General features: G+C 70.6%; 17 protein-coding genes. 11 read left to right on the plus strand and 6 right to left on the minus strand.

Features of this window, described 5'->3' with window-relative positions; all coding sequences use genetic code 11:
- Positions 1-91 precede the first annotated feature (91 nt).
- The 3 genes from M0G41_RS13670 to M0G41_RS13680 form a co-directional block, all read right to left on the minus strand.
- Positions 92-2,605: a bifunctional serine/threonine-protein kinase/formylglycine-generating enzyme family protein gene (locus tag M0G41_RS13670; protein ID WP_248210322.1), complete on the minus strand. Its 2,514-nt coding sequence runs from the start codon at positions 2,603-2,605 to the stop codon at positions 92-94.
- An 85-nt stretch (positions 2,606-2,690) separates the two neighbouring features.
- Complete coding sequence (locus tag M0G41_RS13675) at positions 2,691-3,986, minus strand: hypothetical protein (RefSeq protein WP_248210323.1); 1,296 nt, start codon at positions 3,984-3,986, stop codon at positions 2,691-2,693.
- A complete protein-coding gene (locus M0G41_RS13680) occupies positions 3,983-4,891 on the minus strand; it encodes an alpha/beta fold hydrolase (RefSeq protein WP_248210326.1) in 909 nt (302 codons plus the stop codon). The genes M0G41_RS13675 and M0G41_RS13680 overlap by 4 nt, the downstream gene beginning before the upstream one ends.
- Positions 4,892-4,993: 102 nt before the next feature.
- Here M0G41_RS13680 and fabD point away from each other — a divergent pair, with 102 nt between their 5' ends.
- From fabD to M0G41_RS13730, 10 genes are all read left to right on the plus strand, one after another.
- Positions 4,994-5,938, plus strand: a complete 945-nt coding sequence (gene fabD / locus M0G41_RS13685) for an ACP S-malonyltransferase (protein WP_248210329.1) — start codon at positions 4,994-4,996, stop codon at positions 5,936-5,938.
- Positions 5,935-6,681 carry a 3-oxoacyl-ACP reductase FabG gene (gene fabG, locus M0G41_RS13690; protein ID WP_248210330.1) on the plus strand — a complete coding sequence of 249 codons (747 nt, stop codon included), beginning with the start codon at positions 5,935-5,937 and terminating at the stop codon, positions 6,679-6,681. The genes fabD and fabG overlap by 4 nt, the downstream gene beginning before the upstream one ends.
- Before the next feature lie 145 nt (positions 6,682-6,826).
- A complete protein-coding gene (gene acpP / locus M0G41_RS13695) occupies positions 6,827-7,066 on the plus strand; it encodes an acyl carrier protein (RefSeq protein WP_248210331.1) in 240 nt (79 codons plus the stop codon).
- Positions 7,067-7,284: 218 nt separating this feature from the next.
- Entirely contained in the window at positions 7,285-8,526 is a 1,242-nt protein-coding gene (gene fabF / locus M0G41_RS13700; protein WP_282452928.1) for a beta-ketoacyl-ACP synthase II, read from the plus strand.
- Between the two features lie 94 nt (positions 8,527-8,620).
- Positions 8,621-10,015 carry an aminodeoxychorismate synthase component I gene (locus M0G41_RS13705; RefSeq protein ID WP_248210332.1) on the plus strand — a complete coding sequence of 465 codons (1,395 nt, stop codon included), beginning with the start codon at positions 8,621-8,623 and terminating at the stop codon, positions 10,013-10,015.
- Complete coding sequence (pabC, locus tag M0G41_RS13710; RefSeq protein ID WP_248210333.1) at positions 10,012-10,863, plus strand: aminodeoxychorismate lyase; 852 nt, start codon at positions 10,012-10,014, stop codon at positions 10,861-10,863. Before M0G41_RS13705 ends, pabC begins: the two co-directional genes overlap by 4 nt.
- The gene (mltG, locus tag M0G41_RS13715) at positions 10,860-11,894 is read left to right on the plus strand and encodes an endolytic transglycosylase MltG (RefSeq protein ID WP_248210334.1); all 1,035 of its coding nucleotides are present in this window, start codon (positions 10,860-10,862) and stop codon (positions 11,892-11,894) included. Before pabC ends, mltG begins: the two co-directional genes overlap by 4 nt.
- On the plus strand, positions 11,891-12,520 hold the full coding sequence (gene tmk, locus M0G41_RS13720; RefSeq protein WP_248210335.1) for a dTMP kinase: 630 nt from the start codon (positions 11,891-11,893) through the stop codon (positions 12,518-12,520). Before mltG ends, tmk begins: the two co-directional genes overlap by 4 nt.
- A complete protein-coding gene (locus tag M0G41_RS13725) occupies positions 12,502-13,467 on the plus strand; it encodes a DNA polymerase III subunit delta' (RefSeq protein ID WP_248210337.1) in 966 nt (321 codons plus the stop codon). The genes tmk and M0G41_RS13725 overlap by 19 nt, the downstream gene beginning before the upstream one ends.
- A gap of 31 nt (positions 13,468-13,498) precedes the next feature.
- Positions 13,499-13,855 (plus strand): PilZ domain-containing protein, encoded by a 357-nt coding sequence (locus M0G41_RS13730; protein WP_248210339.1) that lies wholly within the window; start codon positions 13,499-13,501, stop codon positions 13,853-13,855.
- A gap of 15 nt (positions 13,856-13,870) precedes the next feature.
- Here the strand turns inward: M0G41_RS13730 and M0G41_RS13735 are convergent, their stop codons facing one another.
- Positions 13,871-15,691: a sensor domain-containing diguanylate cyclase gene (locus tag M0G41_RS13735; RefSeq protein ID WP_248210340.1), complete on the minus strand. Its 1,821-nt coding sequence runs from the start codon at positions 15,689-15,691 to the stop codon at positions 13,871-13,873.
- 105 nt (positions 15,692-15,796) lie between these two features.
- On the opposite strand from M0G41_RS13735, the gene M0G41_RS13740 reads away from it, so the two are divergent.
- Complete coding sequence (locus tag M0G41_RS13740) at positions 15,797-17,911, plus strand: sensor histidine kinase (protein WP_248210342.1); 2,115 nt, start codon at positions 15,797-15,799, stop codon at positions 17,909-17,911.
- Positions 17,912-17,974: 63 nt separating this feature from the next.
- Here M0G41_RS13740 and M0G41_RS13745 read toward each other — a convergent pair whose 3' ends face one another.
- Both M0G41_RS13745 and mfd read right to left on the minus strand, forming a co-directional pair.
- Positions 17,975-18,757 carry a class I SAM-dependent methyltransferase gene (locus M0G41_RS13745; protein ID WP_248210345.1) on the minus strand — a complete coding sequence of 261 codons (783 nt, stop codon included), beginning with the start codon at positions 18,755-18,757 and terminating at the stop codon, positions 17,975-17,977.
- A gap of 302 nt (positions 18,758-19,059) precedes the next feature.
- Positions 19,060-22,539, minus strand: a complete 3,480-nt coding sequence (mfd, locus tag M0G41_RS13750; RefSeq protein ID WP_425511257.1) for a transcription-repair coupling factor — start codon at positions 22,537-22,539, stop codon at positions 19,060-19,062.

A 22,539-nucleotide genomic window follows, 5' to 3' on the forward strand; every position in this document is an offset into this window, starting at 1 on the left:
TCCGGACAGAGGGCGGGCACCCGGCCCGGGAAGCGAAGTCTTGCCCTTCCGGCGCCGCGCCGCCAGAGGGGTGATGCGAGGCGCGGGCGAACTAGCGGCGGGGTGGGATGGCGACTTCCAGTTCGGCCGCCGGCACGCTGCGCACGACCCGAAAGCCGATGTCGTCGTAACCGCGTGAGGCGTCGAGGGCGTCGTCGCCGCGGCCGGCGCGGCGGTCGACGACATCGCGCCAGCTCTCGCCGCGCTGGGCGGCACCGGGCTCGGCCACCCACTCGCGGACATTGCCGCGGCTGGCGTGGATGCCCAGCGCCGAGGCCGCGGACTGGGCGCCGCCGCGGGTGCCCTCGCGGCTGCATGAAGCGCCCGGCGCGCAGGCCACGCCGTGACCGGCGAGGCGATTCCACTCGGCGCCGGCGGGCAGGCGGACCGTGGCGCCCTCGCGGGCGCCCAGCCAGCTGGCATAGGCGCGGGCGTCGGCCGGGCTGACGCAGACCACGGGATGATCGCCCTGCTGGGCAAAGCCCGGATCCTGCCAGCTGCGTTTCTTCAGGGTCAGCATTGCCGTGCGCACCCGGCAGTTTGCCGGGCCGCGCCCGCTGTCGCGGGCGAACGCGGCGTACTCGGACACGCTGACCGGGGTGCTCAGCATGGCCAGGCCGGCCTGCCGGCCCTCGGGCAGACTGACCAGGCGCCACTGCGGGGCGCCCGGCAGCGGCTCGCCGGGGCGCGCGAGGATCAGCTTGCGCGACCAGTGCGGCTCGAACCATTCGGACGGCAGACCGAGGGTCAGGATCCGTGCCTTCAGGGTCGCCAGTGCGTCGACATCGCGGGCCCGGGTGAGGGCCTCGAAGCGGGCGATCAGCGGGGTCGACAGGGCTTCGCGCAGCGCACCGAGCGCCGGCGCGTCCTGCAGGCGCAGGCGCCTGGCCAGCTCGCGGCCGCGCTCCAGCAGGGCCAGGGCGGAGTCGTCGCGGCCCTCGGCCAGCGCGCCGGCGATATACGGCGTGGCCGCCTGCAGCCAGGCATCACCCAGTTCGGCAAGGCGGGCCGGATCGGCGGAGAGCGATTCGGCAGCCAGCAGCGACTCGTAGGCATTGTTGCCCGGGGGCTGGCTGAGACTGCGGCGGGCGATCTGCTCCTCGGCGAAGGCCAGCAGGCGCTCATCGGCGGGCAGTTCGGCCAGCGGATCCGGGGCGTCCGGCTCACCGGAAGCGCTTTCCTGCTCGAGCTGGATCGGCTCGAACCGGTCTGCTCCGGTGCCGGCGGCCTCAGGGCCGGGCGGTGCGGCGTCGGCGGCGCGGTCCGGAAGCTCCTGGGTCACCACGCCGTTTGCCGGCGTCTCGAAGGCCGTCGGCGCAGGGGCCTGTGCTTCGGGCCAGAGTCTCCAGATCAGCAGGCCGGCTGCGAGCAGCGCGATCACCGCCGTGGCCTGTCCGATGCGGTTGCGGTCGATGCCGCGCAGCGAGGCGCGGGCACGCGCGCCCACGAGTCGCGACTGCTCGCGCAGGTGTGCCGTGCTCTCGTCGGCACGGCGGCGCAGGTTCTGCACCCGGGCAGCCAGCGCGCGGGACGCCGGATTGGGCTCCTGCGGCGGCTCCGGCTGGGGGTCGGCGGTTGCCGCAGGCTCGGTGCTCGCGGCGGCCGCCAGCTGGGCCTGATGCCGTTCACGGGTGGCGCGGGCCCAGTTACCCAGGGCGTGCCAGCTTTGCCGGGACCCGGCGCCCGGAGACTCGGGCAGGCCGAGGCGGTGGATCGCCGCTTCCACTTCGTCCAGCGCGACCATCATCGCCCGGGCGTCAGGGTAGCGGTCCTTGGGCAACTTGCCCATCGCCCTGTGGATGAAGGGTTGCCAGTGGGCCAGTGCCTCGGGCAGCGCCGGCAGCGGATCGACCGCATGCATCAGGGCAAGGCCCAGCGGGTCGGAGTTCTTGTATGGCAGGTAGCCGGTCAGCATCTCGAAGGTGAGGATGCCGAGGCTGTACAGGTCGGCGCGGCCATCGACCGACTCGCCGCGGGCCTGCTCGGGCGCCATGTGGCCGCCGCTGCCGACGGCGAGGCCGCGGCCAGTCACCCGCGAGCGGTCGCGGCGGCTGAGGGCGATGCCGAAATCGGTCAGCAGGGGACGGTCGGCATTGTCGAAGAGAACGTTCTCGGCCTTGACGTCGCGGTGCACGACGCCACGGCCGTGCGCGTAGTCGAGGGCCCAGAGCAGGGCACGCAGCACCTCGACGATCGCCCGCTGGTCATCGCGCAGGTCGCGCTGGCCGAGGTGGCCCTTGGAGAGGTAGGGCAGCACGTAGTAGAGCAGGCCGTGCTCGGTGCGGCCGATCTCGTAGATGCCGACGATGCAGGGATGCTGCAGCTTGGCGATGATCTGCGCCTCCCGCTCGAAGCGCAGCTTGCTGATCTCGTCACGCAGGGCCTCGGGCTGGATCACCTTGATCGCCACCTGGCGGTCCAGTGACTCCTGCACGCCCAGATACACGTAGGACATGCCGCCGCGCCCGAGCAGGCGCAGCACCCGGTAGCCGGGGATCTCCGGCATCAGTCCGCTGAGCAGCTCGTGCAGCTCCTCGGGCGAATATTCGGGCTGCGGCGCGGCCATGGGGTTCCGGCGAAGTGCTCAGGTCCCAAGCATATGCCAGCTGTCCGCCGCAGGATGACCGTTCAGGAAATTCCCGGTGCCGCCCCTAACCTGACGGCCTGATCGGCGAGCGCAGCGGGAGCCCGCTGGCCAGACGCTGTCGTAGTGCTTCCAGCGGAGCCTGCTCGCCCAGTGGAACGGCCTGTTCAAGAGCCTCGTCGAGCAGCGCGGCCGCCTCCGCGGGCTCGTCCAGCTGGTCGGCGAGAATGCCGGCAGCGCGGCTTGCCAGGCGCAGGCTGTCGCGGCGTTTGGGGAAGCTGCGCCGGTAGTTCAGGGCCAGGGCCAGGGCGTTGCGCCACTGTCCAAGGCGTTCGAGGTGGTCCAGCAGGCGCTCGAGCGGTTCGGCCTCGGGCAGGCTGAACTGCGGGTTGTCCTGGAGGGCCTCGTTGGCCAGAGCGGCCGCGGACTTGAGCTCGCCCAGCACGACCAGCTCGGACGCCCGGACCCGGGCGTGGGCGTCCAGCTCCTCGCGCCGGCCGGCCGCGCGCAGGGCGATGCGGTACTCGCGCTGCACCGGTTCGGCCGCACCCAGGCGCACGGCCTCGCGAAGAGCGTCGGCGCGCCCGCCGGGGTCTCCCAGCTCGCGGGCGGAGGCGATGCCGCGGCGCACCGCGGCTTGCTCGCGGTCGCGCAGCAGCTCGGGGCGTTCCGCGACGCGGACCTCATAGCCCAGCTGGTCGGCATGGGCCAGGAGGGCAAGGCCCATCCAGCGAAACTGCATGAGCACGAGGTAATGAGTCACCAGATAGAAGCAGGGATAGGCGAGCCAGTCGGGCAGTCCGCCGAGGGCGAAGACACCCGCCCCCGAGAACTGCAGCGCACTGACCAGCAGCCAGAGCAGGGCGAGCAGCACATAGCTTGGCCCGAGCCGTCCCGCCACCACTAGCCAGTTCAGCGGGTTGAGCGCGGCGCCGAGGTTCTGGCCGATGGCCAGCGCGAGGATCAGCCCTGGCAGGATGGCGGCGGCGAGGAGCGCTGCCAGGACGACCTGGTCCGGGGCCAGCAGGATCACGGCGACCAGCAGGGCGAGGGCCCCGACCTGCACCCAGATATGTCGCCGATGGATGCTGTCGTCGAGGTGGGCGAGCACGTCGGGCGACTCGCGGCGGCCCTGGGCGGTCGCCGCCATGCACTCCAGGGCGTACTTGTACAGGGCCAGCCAGAGCAGGCCCTGGCAGAGCACGGCGATCGGGCCGGGCAGCAAGGCGGCCAGGGCGCGGACCGCCAGGATGGCAGCCAGCGCAGCCAGGGCGGCGCCCTGCAGCGGATAGCCCAGCACGTCGAGCAGGGCCGGCACCGAGGCGGGCGAGAGCGGTCGGCGGGGCGACGGGACGTCGTTCATGCTCCGCCCGTCGAGAAGCGTGCGCGCAGTGCACGATAGGCCTCGAGCACCCGCTGCGGCGCCTCCAGCTGCGGGTAGTGGCCGATGTCGGCCAGTTCGACCAGGGCGGCCGCGGGCAACAGCTCGCGCCAGCGCGCGGCCATGTGCGCGCCGGAGATCGGATCGAGGTTGCCGTTGATGAAGCCGACCGGCAGCCGCGCCTGCATCAGCGCGCCGACCCAGCGCTCGCGCCGGGCATGGCGCTCGGGGATATACCGCAGCAGGCGGGGCAGGGCGGCGATGCCGTGGTTCTCATTGAGCAGGTGCCAGAAGCCGTCCACCTGCTCGGCGCTGGGCGGCGTCTGCGGGCCGAACACGCGGACGAGGTTGGCGGCAAAGCGTCGCCGGCTGGTCAGCCTTGCCAGCAGCGGGCCCAGGGGGCCGAGCAGCAGGCGCTGCAGCAGCACCGGGCGGTGGCACTCCGGAAACAGGCCGCCATTGAGGAAGACCATCGAGTGCAGGCGAGTGGCAAGGCGGCCCTCGTTGGCCCGGGCGAGCAGCTCCTGGCCCACGGTGTTGCCATAGTCATGGGCCAGCACGTGGCACTCATCGAAGCCGAGCTGGCGCAGCACCTCCACACACAGATCCGTCTGCTCGCCGATGCTGTAGCGATGGCCCGGCGGCTTGTCCGAGCGGCCGAAGCCGAGCAGATCGGGCGCGATCAGTCGATGGTCGTGGGCCAGTTCGGGCCAGACCGCCTCCCAGTCCCAGCTGCTGGTCGGAAAGCCGTGGATCAGCAGCAGCGGCGTACCGCCGCCGCCCTCGCGGACGAACAGGCGGCGGCCCAGCGCTTCGAGGCTGCGTCCGCTTGCATACCACGATTCAAGTGTCGCCACGTCGGGCCCCGCCGCCGCTCCAGTGGGCATGATGCCAGTCTCCCCTACGCCGACGTACAGACGGATGACCGGGGTCGGGCGCTACACTGCCGGGCTTTCCCGCCCTCAGGGCGACACAAGAGCATCCATCGCATGAGCAATCCGCTGGCCCTGGTGTTCCCCGGACAGGGGTCGCAGTCGTTGGGCATGCTGGCCGATCTGGCCGCTGCCCACCCGCTGGTCAGGGACACCTTCGCCGAGGCCTCCGAAGGCGCCGGCGTCGACCTCTGGGCGCTGAGCCAGGAGGGGCCGGAAGAGCAGCTCAACCGCACCGAGTTCACCCAGCCCGCCCTGCTCGCGGCCGGCGTCGCGGTGTGGCGGGTGTGGAGCGCGGGCGGCGGTGCCCAGCCGGCGCAGCTGGCTGGTCACAGCCTGGGCGAGTACGCCGCCCTGGTCGCCGCGGGCGCGCTCTCGCTGGTCGATGGCGCGCGCCTGGTACGCGAGCGCGGACGTCTGATGCAGGAGGCGGTGCCCGCAGGGCAGGGCGCCATGGCGGCCGTGCTCGGCGCCGACGATGCCCTGGTCGAGGAAGTCTGCGCCGGCATCGGCGCCCCCGAGGTGGCCGTGGCCGCCAATTACAACTCGCCGGGCCAGATCGTCATCGGCGGCACCGCGGCCGGCATCGACGCAGCTCTGGCAGCGCTTTCGGAGCGCGGCGTGCGCAAGGCGGTGAAGCTCGCGGTCAGCGTGCCCTCGCATACCCCGCTTATGCGCGAGGCCGCGCAGAAGCTGGGCGAGGCCATGGAAACGCTGTCCTGGTCGATGCCTTCGATACCGGTGGTGCAGAACGTCGACGGCGCAGTGCAGCCCTCCGTGGAGGCGATTCGTGACGCGCTGGTCCGCCAGCTGTTCATGCCGGTGCGCTGGACTGCCTGCGTGCAGACCCTGGCCGCCAACGGCGCAACCCGGATCGGCGAGTGCGGCCCCGGCAAGGTGCTGAGCGGGCTTGGCAAACGCATCGACAAGCAGCTCGACTCCCGCGCCCTCGGCGCGCCGGCGGACCTCGATGCCGCCCTCAACGACTGGAGCGCCGCATGAGCAGCCTCGACCTCTCCGGCGAGATCGCCGTCGTCACCGGTGCGAGCCGCGGCATCGGTGCCGCCATCGCCGACCTGCTTGCCGCCCGCGGCGCCAGGGTCATCGGCACCGCCACCTCAGAGGCTGGGGCCGCCGCCATAGGCGAGCGGCTGGCCGCTTCGGGCGGCGCCGGGCGCGTGCTCAACGTGACCGAGGCCGGCGCCTGCGAGGCGCTCATCGAGGAGGTCGGCAAGACCTTCGGCGGCCCCAGCATCCTGGTCAACAATGCCGGCATCACCCGCGACCAGCTGCTGATGCGGATGAAGGACGATGACTGGCAGGCCATCCTCGACACCAACCTCACCCCGATCTACCGGCTGAGCAAGGCAGTGATGCGGCCGATGATGAAGGCCCGCCACGGCCGGATCATCTCGATCGCCTCGGTGATCGGCCTGATCGGCAATGCCGGCCAGGCCAACTACGCCGCGGCCAAGGCCGGGATCATCGGATTCTCCAAGTCGCTGGCCCGCGAGGTCGGTTCGCGCGGCATCACCGTCAACGTGGTGGCCCCGGGCTTCGTCCAGACCGACATGACCGACGCCCTGCCCGAAGCGCAGAAGCAGGCCCTGCTCTCGCAGATCGCGCTGGGCACGCTGGGCGAGCCCTCCGATATCGCCGAAGCAGTGGGTTTTCTCGCCTCCAGGGCGGCCCGCTACGTGACCGGCGAGACCCTGCATGTGAATGGCGGCATGTACATGTCGTGATGCACTGCCCATCGATGGTGCAAGGGCAGCCGGACAGGCGGCTGTTGCACCCCGGCGATTGGCCTTACAATGCGCCCTTCACGGCCCCCTCCGGGCCGGGGCCGTTACACCCAAGACAAATAACACCCGGGAGGTTCTAGAACCCATGAGCAGCATCGAAGAGCGCGTCAAGAAAATCGTTGTCGAACAGCTTGGCGTCAAGGAAGAGGAAGTGACGCCGAACTCCAGCTTCGTCGACGACCTCGGCGCCGACTCGCTGGACACCGTGGAGCTGGTCATGGCGCTCGAGGAAGAGTTCGAGTGCGAGATCCCGGATGAGGAAGCCGAGAAGATCACCAGCGTGCAGCAGGCGATCGACTACGTGAAGGCACACGTCAAGAGCTGACCGCTCCTGCCTTTACCGTCCAAGCGGGGCCGCCATCGTGCGGCCCCGTGCATTTGGGGCGTTCCGCACGGTTGCGTAGGGTCGGCACGGAAGGGTGCCGATGCGTCGAGCGGAACCCGCCCGGCGCGGGCATGGGACGCGGCGCCACCGCGTCCGGTCGCCCTGGCTGCCGCGGCGGAATGGCCGGTCCAGCAAGCCGAACAGAGTGAGAAGAGATCATGAGCAGCAAGCGTCGCGTCGTCGTCACCGGCATGGGCATCGTCTCGCCGGTCGGCAACAGCCTTGAATCCGCCTGGGACAGCATCCGCAACGGCCGCTCGGGCATCGCCCCGGTGACCCATTTCGACGCCAGCCAGTTCGCAACCCGCATCGCCGGCCAGGTCCGCGATTTCGATCCGACCACCTGGATCTCGCCGAAGGACGCGCGGAAGATGGATGAGTTCATCCACTATGGCGTCGCCGCGGCCTTCATGGCCATGGATGACTCCGGTCTCGAGGTGACCGAGGCCAATGCCGAGCGCATCGGTGCGATGATCGGCTCGGGCATCGGCGGCATTCTCGGCATCGAGGAACAGACCGCCAAGTACCTGGAAGGCGGCCCGCGCAAGATCTCGCCGTTCTACGTGCCGAGCACGATCATCAACATGCTGCCCGGCCAGGTCAGCATCATGAAGGGCCTGAAGGGCCCGAACTTCTCCGCTGTCTCCGCCTGCGCCACCGCCAACCATTCCATCGGCATGGCCATGCGCACCATCCAGTACGGCGACGCCGACGTGATGATCGCCGGCGGCGCCGAGCGCGGCTCCTCGCCGACCTCGATGGGCGGCTTCTGCTCGATGAAGGCGATGTCGACCCGCAACGACGAGCCGACCCGCGCCTCGCGTCCCTGGGACCGCGACCGCGACGGCTTCGTGCTGGGCGATGGCGCCGGCATCCTGGTGCTGGAGGAGTACGAGCACGCCAAGGCCCGCGGCGCGCGCATCTACTGCGAGCTGGCCGGGTTCGGCGCCTCGTCGGACGCCTTCCACATGACCGCGCCGAGCGAGAACGGCGAGGGCCCGGCGCGCTGCATGCGCGCCGCGCTGAAGGACGCCGGGGTGAATCCCGAGGAGGTCGGCTACCTCAATGCACACGGCACCTCGACGCCGCTCGGCGACCTGGCCGAGACCCTGTCGATGAAGCAGACCTTCGGTGATCACGCCTACAAGATGATGGTCAGCTCGACCAAGTCGATGACCGGGCACCTGCTGGGCGCTGCCGGCGGCGTCGAGGCGGTGTTCTCGATCCTGGCCCTGCACCACGGGGTCATCCCGCCGACCATCAACCTCGAGAATCCGGGCGAGGGTTGTGATCTCGACTACGTGCCCAACACCGCGCGCGAGGCGGCGATCAAGGTGGCGGTGTCGAACGGCTTCGGCTTTGGCGGTACCAACGGGACCCTGGTCTTCCGCGCAATCTGATGAGCCTCGCCGGTCGGGCATACCCCAGCGAGGCGGCCTGCCGCGAACTCCCCGCCGACCGCCCGCAGCCGGCCCTCGACGCCGGCCGCAGTCGATGAGCGGGCTGGCGTCGCCGGCCGCGCCGCTGGGCGCGGGCCTGCTGGTTGAACTTGACCACGCGCCGGACCTGTTGGCGCTGCAGCGAGCGGCACCGGCGCTGTTTCCGCTGCTGCTGGAGAGCGCAGCGCGCGGCCCACGTGGGCGCTTCGACCTGCTGCTGGCCTGCGCTGGCGAGGGGCTGTTGAAACGCGCCGACGGCGGCGTCACCGACCTTGCCGGTGCCGCCCTGGATGCGCCGGACTTCCTGACGGCGCTGGCCGCCGCCACCTCGCGCGGCGCGGCGCGCCAGCCGGCCCCGCATGCCTTGCCCTTCCACGGTGGTTGGGGCCTGTTCCTGGCCTATGAGATTGCCGGTGAGATCGAGCCCAGCCTGCGCCTGCCGGCCGACCCGATGGGCCTGCCGCAGGCGGTTGCCTGGCGCTGTCCGGTCGCGGTGGTCGTCGATCATGGCCTCGAGCGCAGCTTCCTGGTCGCCGAGGCCGACGCCGGCGCGCTGCTGGCCAGGGTCGAGGCGGCCGTACTGCAGGCGGCAGAGACCGCCGGACCGGAGGCGCCGGCGCCCGCAGAGCTGGGTGAGGCCGATCCCGCGGATTACCTCGAAGGTGTGCGCCGCTCGCTCGACTACATTGCCGCCGGTGATGTGTTCCAGGTGAACCTCTCGAGGCGCTGGCAGGGGCGGCTCGACGCAGCTGACCCGGCGCACGCGCTGTACGCCGCGCTGCGCGCCAACAATCCGGCGCCGTTCTCGGCCCTGGCGGTCCTGCCGGACGGCAGCGCGGTGGTCAGCTCCTCGCCCGAGCGACTGGTCTCGCGTCGCGGTCAGCGGCTGGAGACGCGGCCGATCGCCGGCACGCGCCCGCGCCAGCCCGGCGAGGATGATGCCGACCGTATCCGCGAGCTGGTCGCGCACCCCAAGGAGCGCGCGGAGCACATCATGCTGATCGACCTCGAGCGCAACGATCTCGGTCGGGTCTGCCGCGCCGGCAGCGTGCGGGTCGACGAGCTGATGGCGGTGGAAAGCTACGCCCATGTCCACCATATCGAATCCACGGTCAGCGGCGATGCCCGCGAGGGCGTCGGCCTGGCAGAGGTCATCCGCGCGGTGTTCCCCGGCGGCACCATCACCGGCTGTCCCAAGGTGCGCTGCATGCAGATCATCGCCGAGCTGGAGGGCGAGGGGCGCGGTGCCTACACCGGCGCGCTGGGCTGGCTCGATGGCAGTGGCGATTTCGATCTGAACATATTGATCCGCTCCTTTGCCGTGCGCGGCGGCGAGTTCTGCTTCCGTGCCGGGGCCGGGGTTGTGGCGGATTCCGATCCCGCCCGCGAGCTGGAGGAAACCCGGGCCAAGGCCCGCGGCCTGCTGCGCGCGCTCGGGGTGGCCGGATGATCGCCCCCGGTGTGTGGGTCGACGGCCGGGCGGAGGGCCTGCCGGCCGACGACCGCGGGCTTGCCTACGGCGATGGCGTGTTCGAGACGGTGCTCTGCGTCGACGGGCGCCCGGTCTGGTGGGATGCGCACCTGTCGAGGCTCGAGCGCGGTGCCGCGGTGCTCGGCTTCGTCGCGCCCGAGCGCGATGTCTGGCAGCGCGATGCAGAACGGGCGCTGGCCCATGCCGATCCAGGCGCGGCCCGCTGCGTGCTGAAGCTGCTGCTGACCCGCGGCAGTGGTGCGCGCGGCTACGCCGTGCGCGCGCCCTCGCGGCCGAGGCGGGTGGTCTCCATCGGCCCGGCTCCCGAGGTCGACGGCGCAGCCCGGGAGGGGCTGCGCCTGCGCTGGTGTCGCACGGCGCTGGCGGTGCAGCCGGCGCTGGCCGGGATCAAGCATCTCAATCGGCTGGAGCAGGTCCTGGCCCGTCAGGAGTGGATCGAGGCAGAGATCGACGAAGGCCTGATGTGCGACACCCAGGGCCGGGCCGTCTCGGCGATCAGCGGCAACCTGCTCTGCCTGACCCGCCGCGGCTGGCTCACGCCGCCGGTCGACCAGGCCGGCATCGCCGGGCTCTGCCGGGCCCGACTGCTCGCTGAAGGCCTGGTCAGCGAGGCCGAGCTGCGCCCCGATGACGTGATGGCGGCCGAGGCGCTTGCGGTCTGCAACAGCGTCCGCGGTATCCTCCCGGTCCGGCAGCTCGACCAGCGCGGCTGGGCGGTCGGCGGCGCGCTGCGCGATCTGCAGCGCGCGCTCGCCCGGCTCGAAGCGGCCTTCCACCATTCGTTCCTGGACGACGCCCTGGCATGAAAGCCGCCACCCGCCACTTCTTCCGAGCCCTGTTGCTGGTCTGCCTGCTTGGGCTGGGCCTGTGCGCCGCCGCCGGCTGGTGGCTGTACCAGGATTACCGCGCCTTCGTCGATCAACCGATGGCGATGAGCGCCGAGGAGCAGATCTTCGAAGTACGCCGCGGCGACAGTTTCCGCGACGTGCTGGCAGGCCTGCGTCGGCTCGGCATCCAGGAGGGCCACGACCTTTACTGGCGGGCACTGGCCTGGGAGCTTGGCGTGATGCGCCGGCTGCAGGTCGGCGAATACGCCGTCGAGCACGACTCGACGCCGCGCAAGCTGCTGCTGCGCCTCGAGCGGGGCGACGTGGTGCAGTACCGGTTCACCCTGATCCCCGGCTGGAACCTGCGCGACCTTCGCGCCGCACTGGCGGCCAATCCCGTGCTGGTGCAGACCCTGGCCGGGCGCTCCGACGAATCGCTGATGGAAGCCGTCGGATCGCCGGGCCTGCCCGCGGAGGGCCAGTTCCTGCCGGAGACCTACCAGTTCACCCGTGGCAGCTCCGATCTCGATATCCTCAAGCGCGCCCATCTCGCCCTGCGCGCCGCCCTGCAGCAGGCCTGGGAATCGCGCGTGCCCGGGCTGCCGCTGGAAACCCCCGAGCAGGCGCTGGTGCTGGCCAGCATCATCGAGAAGGAGACCGGTCAGGCCGGCGAGCGCCGCGAGATTGCCGGTGTCTTCATCCGGCGCCTGAAGCTCGGCATGCGCCTGCAGACCGACCCGACGGTGATCTACGGCATCGGCGCTGCCTTCGACGGCAACCTGACCCGCCGGCACCTCGAGACCGATACTCCCTGGAACACCTATACCCGTGCCGGCCTGCCGCCGACCCCGATCGCCCTGGCCAGCCCCGCCGCGCTCAAGGCCGCGGTCGATCCGGCCGAAGGCGAGACGCTGTACTTCGTCTCGCGCGGCGATGGCACCCATCATTTCTCGCGCACCCTGGCCGAGCACAATGCCGCGGTGCGTCGCTACCAGCTGAGGCGGCGATGAGCGGCCGGCTGGTCAGCCTGGAGGGCGGGGAGGGCGCCGGCAAGTCCACCGTCATCGCGGCGATGGAGGCCTTCCTCGTCGAGCGCGGAGTCGAATATGTTCGCAGCCGCGAGCCCGGCGGTACGCCCATGGGCGAGCGCATCCGCGAGCTTCTGCTGGATGCCGGCGGCACCGGCATGGATGCGCGCACCGAGCTGCTGCTGATGTTCGCCTCGCGTGCCCAGCTGGTCCGCGAGCTGGTCGAGCCGTCGCTGGCCGCCGGGCGCTGGGTGCTCTGCGATCGCTTTACCGATGCCAGCTTCGCCTACCAGGGCGGCGGGCGCGGGCTCGACGGCAGCCTGATCGCCGAGCTGGAACGGCAGGTGGTGGGGCGCCGCCCGGACCTCACCCTGCTGCTCGACGTGCCGGTCGAGGTCGGGCTGGAGCGCGCACGCGGCCGCGCCGCCGCGCCGGACCGCATCGAGTCCGAATCCGAAGCCTTCTTCGAGCGCGTGCGCTCGGCCTATCGCCGACGCGCCGCGGCCGAGCCGGATCGATTCGTGGTCATCGACGCCAGCGCACCGCTGGAACAGGTAGTTCAGGCGGCCCGGGCCGCGCTGGAGGCGCTGTGGCAGCGCAGCCACTGAGCCGCGCGCCTTGGGTGGTGCCGACCTGGCAGCGCCTGTCCGAGGCGCTGGAAGGCGGACGCCTGGGCCACGGCCTGCTGCTCGCTGGCGCCGGCGAGCTTGGCCAGTCGGACCTGGCCGAGCGACTGGCCGCTCGCCTGCTCTGCGAGGCGCCCGCCGAGGGCCTGGCCTGCGGGAGCTGCCGCGGCTGCCGACTGCGGCTCGCGGGCACGCACCCCGATCTGCGGCGCATCGGCCTGCTGGAGCGCGACGACGGACGGCTGAAGACCGAGATCGGTGTCGAGCAGATCCGCCAGCTGTCGCACTGGTTCTCGCTGACCCCGCAGTTTGGCCGCGGCCTGGTGGCCCTGATCTCGCCAGCGGACCTGCTCAACATGGCCGCGGCCAACGCGGTGCTCAAGACGCTGGAGGAGCCGGCGCCCGACCGCTATCTGCTGCTGGTCTGCTCGCAGCTGCAGCGCCTGCCTGCCACGGTGCGCAGCCGCTGCCAGAAGTGGATCCTGCAGCCGCCCGCCGCCGAGGTGTCGCGGCAATGGCTGCAGGGCGAGGGGATTGCGGCGCGGGATGCGGCCCAGGCGCTGGAGTGGGCCGCCGGCCAGCCGGTCGCCGCGCTTGAGCTGGCCCGGGACGGCGGGCTGGCGCTGTTCCGCGAAGTCAGCGAGCAGCTCGACGCCCTCGCCACGGGCCGGATCGGACCCAGCGAGCTCGGCAGGATATGGGCCGGCGACCAGCCAGAGCAGCGTCTGCGCGCCGCGGTGGCCGAGGTCGCTCGGCGCGGCTGGTCCGGCGAAGGCTTGACCGTCGCCGGTGATTTCACCAAGCTGGCTGCGTGGTCGCGACAGGCTGACCGGGCGCGCGCGCTCTACGCGGTGCCGCTGCGGCACGAGATGCTGCTGGTCGAGCTGCTGCAGGGCTGGCGCAGCCTGCACCGCGGCCGCACGGCCTGAACATGGCGTTTGGCTTGCAGGAGTGGTGGCGATGATCGGAGGCGGCATGGCACGGCAGGGCATCCTGTCGCTGGCCATCAAGGACAAGGCAGCGCTCTACAACGCCTATATGCCCTTCGTGAAGGGCGGCGGCATCTTCGTTCCGACGGCCAAGAAGTACGGCCTCGGCGACGAGGTGTTCATCCTGCTCACCCTGCTCGATGACAAGGAGCGGCTGCCGGTGGCCGGCAAGGTCTGCTGGGTGACTCCGCCCGGTTCCCAGGGAAACCGAACGGCCGGGATCGGCGTACAGTTCAATGATTCGGTGGAGGGCGAGGCCGTGCGCGGCAAGATCGAGACCCTGCTCGCCGGCATCCTCAACGCCGACAAACCCACCCATACCATGTAGTGCCCGCCCCGGCGATCAGCCGGTGGCCAGCTCGCAACGGTTGCGTCCAAGCGCCTTGGCCCGGTATAGCGCCTCGTCGGCGCGTCTGACCGTGTCCAGCGCACTGGCCGCCTGTTCGCGTAGCGCGATGCCGACGCTGATGGTCACCGGGATGTGCCGGCCCTCGCTGATCAGGGTGCGGTCGGCGGTGCGCGCACGGAGGCGCTCGGCCAGCGCCTGTGCCTGGTCAGGCTGCGAGAGCGGCGCTACTGCGACGAACTCCTCGCCGCCGTAGCGGCACAACTGGCCCCCGGCATCAGCCACCGGACCTTCCAGAAGCTGGGCCACGTGGCGCAGGCAATCGTCGCCGACCAGGTGGCCGTAGCGGTCGTTGACCTGCTTGAACTCGTCGATGTCGATCATCAGCACGGAAAAGTCACGGCCGTCGCCGTTCCGCTGCTGTTCCCAGCGGCGCAGGATGTGCTCGAAGGAGCGCCGGTTGAAACACCCGGTCAGACCGTCGCGGCGACTGAAGTCCTCCAGCTGGCGGTTGGCGGTCTCCAGCCGGCGCAGCGCGGCGTCAAGGTCATCGGTGCGCTCGCGCACCCGGCGCTCCAGTTGCCCGCGCGCCTCGCCCTCGAGTTGCGCAGTGGTCGCGGTAAGCAGGTTGATCCGGTAGGCGAGGGCGAAGGAGAGCAGAATCATCTCCACCGCCGAACCCAGCTGGATCGCGTACTCGGTGAAGAACACGCGTGGTACCCAACCCAGCGCCACCGCGGCGTAGAGCATGATGCCGAGCAGAAGGGTGGTCCAGGCGATCAGGAAGTAGCGCGCCGGCGGATAGCTGCGCAGCACGGCCAACCCGCAGGCATACACCAGCACCGCTACCGGAAACACCAGCAGGGTCAGCGGCAGCACCACCTGCGAGTAGGGCAGGACGAACGTCGCCGCGATCCCGATCAGGCTGAGCGCGATAAGCGCAAGGCACAGCCGGTCCCCCAGCGGGAAGCGCCGGCGCAGGTCAAGGAAGGCGCGTGCGAACTGGAGCATGCTGGCCAGCGACAGGCTCATGCTGATCAGGACCAGCCAGTTGCCAAGGCGCGGCGAGTCCGGCCAGAACAGCTGGAATCCGATGCCGCTAAGGCAGAGCAGCATCAGACCGACGCTGAGCACGTAGGCGACGTAGTAGAGAAAATTGCGGTCGCGGAGGGAGACGAACAGGATGGAGTTGAGGATGAGCAGGGCGGCCAGGACGCCGAAGTAGAGACCGAAACCCAGCAGGCTGGACTGCTGTGACGCCAGGTAATGGTCTGCCTCGGCGACCACCACCGGCACCTGCATCGAGCTCTGGCTGGCGACCCGCAGCAGGAAGGTGACCCGCTCGTAGGGCGCCAGCTCGACGCTGCGGTTGAAGTAGCGGATCGGCAGGCTGCGTGCGCCGAAGGGTTGCAGGTCGCCGCCGATCCACAGCGGGCCGGCGCTGGCCTGGTCCAGCCGGTACAGCTCGAACCGGTCGATCAGGGTGTACTCGATCACAACCAGTCGTTCAACCGGGCGACCCTGCGGATTCTGCAGGCCGAAGGCGAACCAGGTTGCTCCGGGCCGGAAGCCGTAGTTGTCGCCGGGCGGAGGCGGCCCGGCGAACCGCCCGGCCGCCCAGACCGCCCGCGCGCCGGCCACGTCGAGGCTGCCCTCCGCATCGTGGAAGTAGCGTACCTCGGGGCGTTCCACCGCCAGTGCCCAGGCCAGGTGGGGGATGAAGCAGACCGCCATCAGGATGACCAGCCGGGCGCAGCGTCCGGCTCGGGGCGGCTTGAGTCCGGCGGCGACCACGACCCCACGCAGGAGTCCTTGCATACAGCACTCGCGACGGCGGCGTCCCCGCGACTATAGCGCTGGCTGCGTCACTCCGGCCAATCCCCCGCGCTGGCTAGAATGCGTAACCTAGAGCTTGCCGAGCCCATGACGATCCAGTCACGCACCGCTGTTCTGCTACTGGGGCTGCAGCTCGCCGGGCTGCTGGCGATGGCCTTCCTGGCAGCCCGCTGGGAGGCCATCGGCGAGGCGTCGCGCCGACAGCAGCGAATCGAAGCCCAACTGGCCGCGCAGGCGCAGCGGATCGACCACGAAGGTGAACTGCTGGCACGGGCTGCGGTCGACCTGGCGATCCAGGGTGCCCTGCTGCACCAGCAGCGCGGTAACCCTCCAGGCCCTGCGTGGCATGCTCGGGTGCAGGCCCAGCTTGGCGATCGCCTCGAGCGCCTGCCCGAGGCCATCGGCGGCGGCTGGTGGTTCGAGCCCGGCGCAGTCGAGCCGGGGCGACGGCACTACGGACCCTTTGTCTATCGCGACGGCAGCGGCGTGGTTTTCACCTGGGCGCTGAGCACCCCCGAGTACGACTATCACAGCCGCGGCTGGTATCTCGCTGCGCTGCCGCGCGACTGGGAGCGCGATCGCCGGCGCCCGCGGAATGTCTACTGGAGCGCTCCCTACTACGACGAGGCCAGTGGCAGCAGCGCCCTGATGCTGACCCTTGGCGCACCGATGCACGATGCCGAGGGACGGGTGATCGGGATCGCCACCGTCGACTGGTCGCTGGATGCACTGCGCGAGCTGATCCGCGCCCTTGCCGAGCCCGGCGGCCAGCAGGCCTTCCTGGTTGACCGGCGCAGCGGCAGCCTGCTCGCCTTCAGCGCCGACCCCGGGCTCGCCATGACGCCGGTGGCGCTGCAGCCCTGGGCCGCCGGCCTGAATTCGAGCCTGGCCGCGGGGAGCACCCGCCGGCTCGCCGACGTCGAACTGGCCGGCGTCCCACATGCCGTCCACGTGCGGGCTACCCGAGCCGGCCTGCTGCTCGGCACGCTTACGCCGATCCGCCCGGGCTGGGAGGGTCTGTTCGACACCCTGCCGCGCTGGCTGTGGTGGGCGCTGGTCATCGGTATGCCGATCGCCCTGCTTGTGCTGCTGGTGCTGAGCCAGCAGCGCCGCCCGCTGGACAAGGTGCTGGCCGCGCTGCGCCAAAGCCTGGTTCGCGAGCCCGGCAGTGACCGTCTGCTTCTGCGCCCGATGGAGTTGTCGGGGAGGAATGAGTTCACGCCGCTGATCGAGCGCCTCAACGCCCTCTATGCCGAGATCAATGCGGACACCGAACGCACGGCGCGGCTCAACGAGACCCTGCAGGCCCGGCAGGCGGAGATCGCCGCGCTGAACGCATCGCTCGAGCAGCGCATCAACGAGCGTACCTTCGAGCTGGAAGCCAACAACGCCGAGCTGCAACGCACGGTCAGCGCGCTGTCACGACTGCAGGGGCAGCTGGTCGAAGTCGAGAAGCACGGTTCGATGAGCCGGCTGGTGGCCGGCATCGCCCACGACATCAACACCCCGCTGGGGGTCGCGGTGACGGCGGCCAGCCATCTGCAGGACCTGCTGCGCGAGCGTCGCGAAGTGCTTGCGCGCGCCGCGCGGGCCGAGCCGCTGCTGCGCCAGCTTGTGGAAGATGGCGAGGAGGGGCTCGGCATGCTGCTCTCCAACCTGCAGCGTGCGGCCGCCCTGGTGCGCAGCGTCAAGCAGATCTCGGTGGATCAGTCCGGCGAGGGCCGGCGCCGTTTCGACTTCGCCGCCTATCTCGAGGACGTATTGCTCAGCCTGCGCCCCCAGCACAAGCGCCTGCCGCATCGCGTGCAGCTGGATTGCCCGCGCGGCATCGAGCTGGACAGCTTCCCCGGTGCCTGGGCGCAGGTCGTCACCAACCTGGTGATGAACGCCCTGAATCACGCCTTCGCGCCCGGCAGCGCCGGCCTGATCGAGGTCAGCGGCCGCATCGAGGGCGGGGCGATCGAGCTCCGCGTCCGCGACAACGGCCTGGGCATCCCCGCAGACCGTCAATCGCGCATCTTCGAGGCCTTCTTCACCACCGGCGCCCAGCACGGCGGCACAGGCCTCGGTCTGGCCGTCGTCCGCGATCTGGTAGAGCAACGCCTTGGCGGCCGGATCGACGTCATCAGCGCACCCGGCCAGGGCAGCGAATTCCTTATTCGCGCCCCGCTCAGCAGCCCCGGAAACGGTCATCCGGGCTAGTCCCGGACGTACGAGCTTCCGGGGGCGATGTGCAGCGAGAACGCGTGCTGGGCCTTGATCGCCTCACTGGGCGCGCTTTAGGGCGCGCGTTGCGATCGCGAGGGGAGACCAGCGATCCAGAGGCGTCGCCGCATCCGTCCAGCCATCCTCATACAGCCCGGCCAGCATGAACCCGGCTGCAAGCTGCCCCCCGATCTGGGCTTCAAGTGAGTGGCTGAACTCGGCCGGCCGACCACTCTCGCGCCAGAGGGCGGCCGCGGCCTCGCCAAGGCTTTCCGGCTCCCGGTACGGTAGGGCGTGCCGCACGACCAGCGAACCGGTCTTCTCGGCTTCGTCGTGATCAAAGAGAAACAGGCTGGGGTTCATGAAGCCGGCCAACAGCTCTCCGCCTTCGTGCAGGACGCGATAGCACTCGCGCCAGACGACGGCCACGTCGGGCACGAAGACGTTGGACACAGGGTGGAAGACCATATCGAAACTTCCCGCCGGAAAGGCTGACAGGTCTGCCATGTCGCCCTGAACGCAAACGACCTGCAGTTCGTCGCGAAGCGCCACCGCCCGATCTTTGGCGAGTTGCTCCTCGGACAGGTCAAAGCTGGTGACGAGGGCGCCGGCCGCGGCCAGGATCGGCGCCTGCTGCCCGCCACCCGAAGCAAGGCAAAGGATCCGTCGGCCGGCTACGTCGCCCAGCCACTCGGCAGGCACGGGCTTGTTCGGCGTGAGGATTACCGACCACGTGCCCTTACGCGCCGCCGCGATGACCTCCGGCCCCACCGGCCTGCACCACTCGCTGCCCTCCCGGGATTCGCGATTCCAGGCCTTCCGGTTGTGTTCGACAATATTCACAGGGGTTGCCGTGACTCCAATGGGCAAGGGTTCCATCCGGGGCCGGCATCATCTCAATGGACCTGCCTTGCCGTCGCGGTTTCCCTGGCGCGGGCGGGGGGACGTCGGGCGCAAAGAAGACCTTCCGCAGCACCCGAATGTAGGAGCCAGCTTGCTGGCGATCGTCCCATCCGGGATGCCTATCGCCAGCAAGCTGGCTCCTACAGCGGGCCCGAGGCGGATGCGAATTTTGCGCCCCTGGCGCGACTCGGCGCACCGATGCGGACGTCCAGACGGTACGCCCGGTGCGTCCGAGCCGCAGCCTATGGCTTGCCGGCGAGCTTATCCAGCACTTCCCGCGCGGCGCGGAAGCGGGAGGCGGCATCGGGCAGCTCAAGGCGCAGCTTGAGCTTGTCGGGGCCGTCCATGGCGTAGACCTTGGGCTGCTTCTGCAGCAGGCCGATGATCGCCACGGGGTCGATTGGCGGCTTGGCGACGAACTGCACGCGGCCGCCGCGCTCGCCAAGCTCCAGGCGGCGGATGCCCAGGGGCTCCGCCTGCAGCTTGAGGCCGGTGGTGGCGAACAGGTTCTTGACCTGGTCGGGCAGCAGGCCGAAGCGGTCGATCATCTCCACCTGAAGTTCCGACAGGGCCTCGGCGTCGCGGGCCGAGGCGATGCGCTTGTACAGGGTCAGGCGGGTGTGGACGTCGGGCAGGTAGTCGTCCGGGATCAGCGCCGGCACGTGCAGCTCGACCTCGGGGCCATGGTGATCGGTGCCGTCGAGGTCAGGAATCTTGCCCTGCTTGATCGAGCGCACCGCGCGTTCCAGCAGCTCGGTATAGAGCGAGAAGCCGACCTCGGCGATCTGGCCGCTCTGCTCCTCGCCGAGCAGCTCGCCGGCGCCGCGGATCTCGAGGTCGTGGGTGGCGAGGGTGAAGCCGGCGCCAAGCTCTTCCAGCGAGGCCAGCGCCTCGAGGCGCTTCTGCGCATCGCCGGTGATGCTGCGCTTGTCCGGCACCACGAGGTAGGCATAGGCGCGGTGGTGCGAGCGGCCGACGCGGCCACGCAGCTGGTGCAGCTGGGCCAGTCCGAAGCGGTCGGCGCGGTTGACGATGATGGTGTTGGCGCTGGGGATGTCGATGCCCGACTCGATGATGGTCGTGCAGACCAGCACGTTGAATCGCTGGCGATGGAAGTCGAGCATGACCTGCTCCAGCTCGCGCTCGGGCATCTGCCCGTGGGCGATGCGGATGCGCGCCTCCGGCACCAGTTCGCCCAGCTCGCGCGCCATCTTCTCGATGGTCTCGACCTCGTTGTGCAGGAAGTAGACCTGGCCGCCGCGGGCCAGCTCGCGCTGGAAGGCCTCGCGCAGCTGGGCACCGTCCCACTGGCTGACGAAGGTCTTGACCGCGAGGCGATGCGCCGGCGGCGTGGCGATGATGCTGAGGTCGCGCAGGCCGGCCATCGCCATGTTCAGCGTGCGCGGAATCGGCGTGGCGGTGAGCGTCAGCAGGTGCACCTCGGCGCGCAGGGCTTTCAGCGCCTCCTTCTGGCGCACGCCGAAACGCTGCTCCTCGTCGACGATGACCAGGCCCAGGTCCTTGAACTTCACATCTCCCTGCAGCAGACGATGGGTGCCGACGATGACGTCGAGCTGACCATCGGCGAGCTGGGCGAGGGCGGCCTTGATCTCCTTGGGCGTCTTGAAGCGCGACAGCACCTCGACCCGGATCGGCCAGTCGGCGAAGCGGTCGCGGAAGTTGCGGTAGTGCTGCTCGGCGAGCAGGGTCGTCGGCACCAGCAGGGCCACCTGGCGTCCCGCGGTCGCTGCGACGAAGGCCGCACGCACCGCGACCTCGGTCTTGCCGAAGCCGACGTCGCCGCAGACCACGCGGTCCATCGGCGTGCTGCCGCCGAGGTCCCGGATCACCGCGTCGATGGCGGTCAGCTGGTCCGGGGTTTCCTCGAAGGGGAACTGGGCGGCGAACTGGTCGTATAGCTGGCGATCCAGCTCCAGCGCCAGCCCGGCGCGGGCCTGGCGCTTGGCCTGGATCTCCAGCAGCTCGGCGGCCACGTCGCGGACCTTCTCGGCGGCCTTCCTGCGTGCCTTCTCCCAGGCGTCGCCGCCCAGCGAGTGCAGCGGAGCCAGCTCATCGGAGGCGCCGGAGTAACGGCTGACCAGGTGCAGCTGGGCCACCGGCACGTAGAGCTTGTCGCCCTTGGCGTACTCGATGCACAGGAACTCGTTGGCCTGGCCGCCGGCATCCAGGGTGATCAGGCCCTGGTAGCGACCGACGCCGTGGTCTTCATGGACGATCGGCGCGCCCGGCGAGATCTCCGACAGGTCGCGCAGGACGGCCTCGGGTTCGCGCACCGCGCGGCGGCGGCGACGGCCCTGGGTGGCGCGCTCGGGGAACAGCTGGCGTTCCGTGAGCAGGCTGAAGGCCGGTTCGCCGGCGGCAAAGCCGTCCTCGAGCGGGGCGACGGTGATCGCCCAGCGCGGCTTGAGCCCGGCGGCGCGCCAGTCGGAAATGCTCTCGACCGGCTCGGGTTTGAGACCGTGCTCGGCGAGCTGCTCGATCAGCGCCTCGCGGCGGCCCGGCGAGTCCGCGGCCAGCAGCACGCTGCCGGGATAGTGTCCAAGGAACCCGCGCAGGGCCTGGGCCGGATCATCGGCGCGCGGCTGCAGCGGCAGCTCCGGCGCCCGCACCACATCGAGTTTCGCGGCCTCGCCGTGCCGCGGGTGGCCTTCGCCGACCAGCTCGATGCGCCGGCGCAGGTTCAGCGCGGCGCGCAGGGGCTCGGGGCCGAGGTACAGCGCTTCCGGCGCCAGCACCGGGCGCTCACGGTCGTGGCGGCGCTGCTCGTAGCGCTCGCCGGTCTGGGTCCAGAACGCCTCGGCGGCCTCCAGCGCACCCTCGGCAACCAGGAACAGCGCGCCCTCGTCGAGGTAGTCGAACAGGCTGGCGGTCGAGTCGAAGAACAGCGGCAGGTAGTACTCGATCCCGGCCGGGGCGCCGCCCTGCTTCAGGTCCTGGTAGAGCGCGCAGCGCCGCGGGTCGATGTCGAAGTCTGCACGCAGTCGCTCGCGCACCCGGCGGGCGCTGTCGTCGTCGAGCGGGAACTCGCGCGCCGGCAGCATGCGCACCGAGTCGACCCGATGGTCCGATCGCTGGGTTTCCGGATCGAAGGTGCGGATCGAGTCGATCTCGTCATCGAGAAGCTCGATGCGGTAGGGCTCGGCGGCGCCCATCGGGAAGACATCGAGCAGGGCGCCGCGCACCGCGAAGTCGCCCGGGTCCAGCACCTGCGGCACGTTCCGGTAGCCGGCCGATTCCAGCCGGCGCTTCTCGGCGTCGAGGTCGAGCCGGCCGCCGGTTTCGACGACCAGCGCGTTGCCGCCGATGAAGCGGGTCGGCGGCAGCTGCTGCATCAGCGTGGTGACGGGCACCACCAGGATGCCGCGCTGCGCGGCCGGCAGCCGGTACAGCGTCGCCACCCGCTGCGAGACGATTTCCGGGTGCGGGCTGAACAGGTCGTAGGGCAGGGTCTCCCAGTCCGGGAAATGCAGCACCGGCTGGCCCTCGGCGAAGGCCGCCAGTTCGGCCTCCAGCGCATGCGCGCCGTGGGTATCGCGGCAGACCACCACCACCACGCCCGGATGGGAGCGGGCCAGCTCGGCGACCACCGGGGCCAGCGCGCTGCCGGTCGGGGGTTGCCGCCAGTAGTGGCGTCTGTGCTGGGAGGGGAGGGCGGGAAGCCGGATCACTGCGGGGTGCTGCGGACTTTCGGGGGCGCGCAG

This window comes from Pseudomarimonas salicorniae, from assembly GCF_023156535.1.
In the GTDB taxonomy this organism is placed as follows: Bacteria; Pseudomonadota; Gammaproteobacteria; order Xanthomonadales; family Xanthomonadaceae; genus Pseudomarimonas; species Pseudomarimonas salicorniae.

Bases quoted from the DNA above. Each gene is read 5' to 3' on its own strand.
- M0G41_RS13670 (WP_248210322.1), bottom strand. From the start codon at position 2,605: ATGGCCGCGCCGCAGCCCGAATATTCGCCCGAGGAGCTGCACGAGCTG.
- M0G41_RS13675 (WP_248210323.1), bottom strand. From the start codon at position 3,986: ATGAACGACGTCCCGTCGCCCCGCCGACCGCTCTCGCCCGCCTCGGTG.
- M0G41_RS13680 (WP_248210326.1), bottom strand. From the start codon at position 4,891: ATGCCCACTGGAGCGGCGGCGGGGCCCGACGTGGCGACACTTGAATCG.
- fabD (WP_248210329.1), top strand. From the start codon at position 4,994: ATGAGCAATCCGCTGGCCCTGGTGTTCCCCGGACAGGGGTCGCAGTCG.
- fabG (WP_248210330.1), top strand. From the start codon at position 5,935: ATGAGCAGCCTCGACCTCTCCGGCGAGATCGCCGTCGTCACCGGTGCG.
- acpP (WP_248210331.1), top strand. From the start codon at position 6,827: ATGAGCAGCATCGAAGAGCGCGTCAAGAAAATCGTTGTCGAACAGCTT.
- fabF (WP_282452928.1), top strand. From the start codon at position 7,285: ATGAGCAGCAAGCGTCGCGTCGTCGTCACCGGCATGGGCATCGTCTCG.
- M0G41_RS13705 (WP_248210332.1), top strand. From the start codon at position 8,621: ATGAGCGGGCTGGCGTCGCCGGCCGCGCCGCTGGGCGCGGGCCTGCTG.
- pabC (WP_248210333.1), top strand. From the start codon at position 10,012: ATGATCGCCCCCGGTGTGTGGGTCGACGGCCGGGCGGAGGGCCTGCCG.
- mltG (WP_248210334.1), top strand. From the start codon at position 10,860: ATGAAAGCCGCCACCCGCCACTTCTTCCGAGCCCTGTTGCTGGTCTGC.
- tmk (WP_248210335.1), top strand. From the start codon at position 11,891: ATGAGCGGCCGGCTGGTCAGCCTGGAGGGCGGGGAGGGCGCCGGCAAG.
- M0G41_RS13730 (WP_248210339.1), top strand. From the start codon at position 13,499: ATGATCGGAGGCGGCATGGCACGGCAGGGCATCCTGTCGCTGGCCATC.
- M0G41_RS13735 (WP_248210340.1), bottom strand. From the start codon at position 15,691: ATGCAAGGACTCCTGCGTGGGGTCGTGGTCGCCGCCGGACTCAAGCCG.
- M0G41_RS13740 (WP_248210342.1), top strand. From the start codon at position 15,797: ATGACGATCCAGTCACGCACCGCTGTTCTGCTACTGGGGCTGCAGCTC.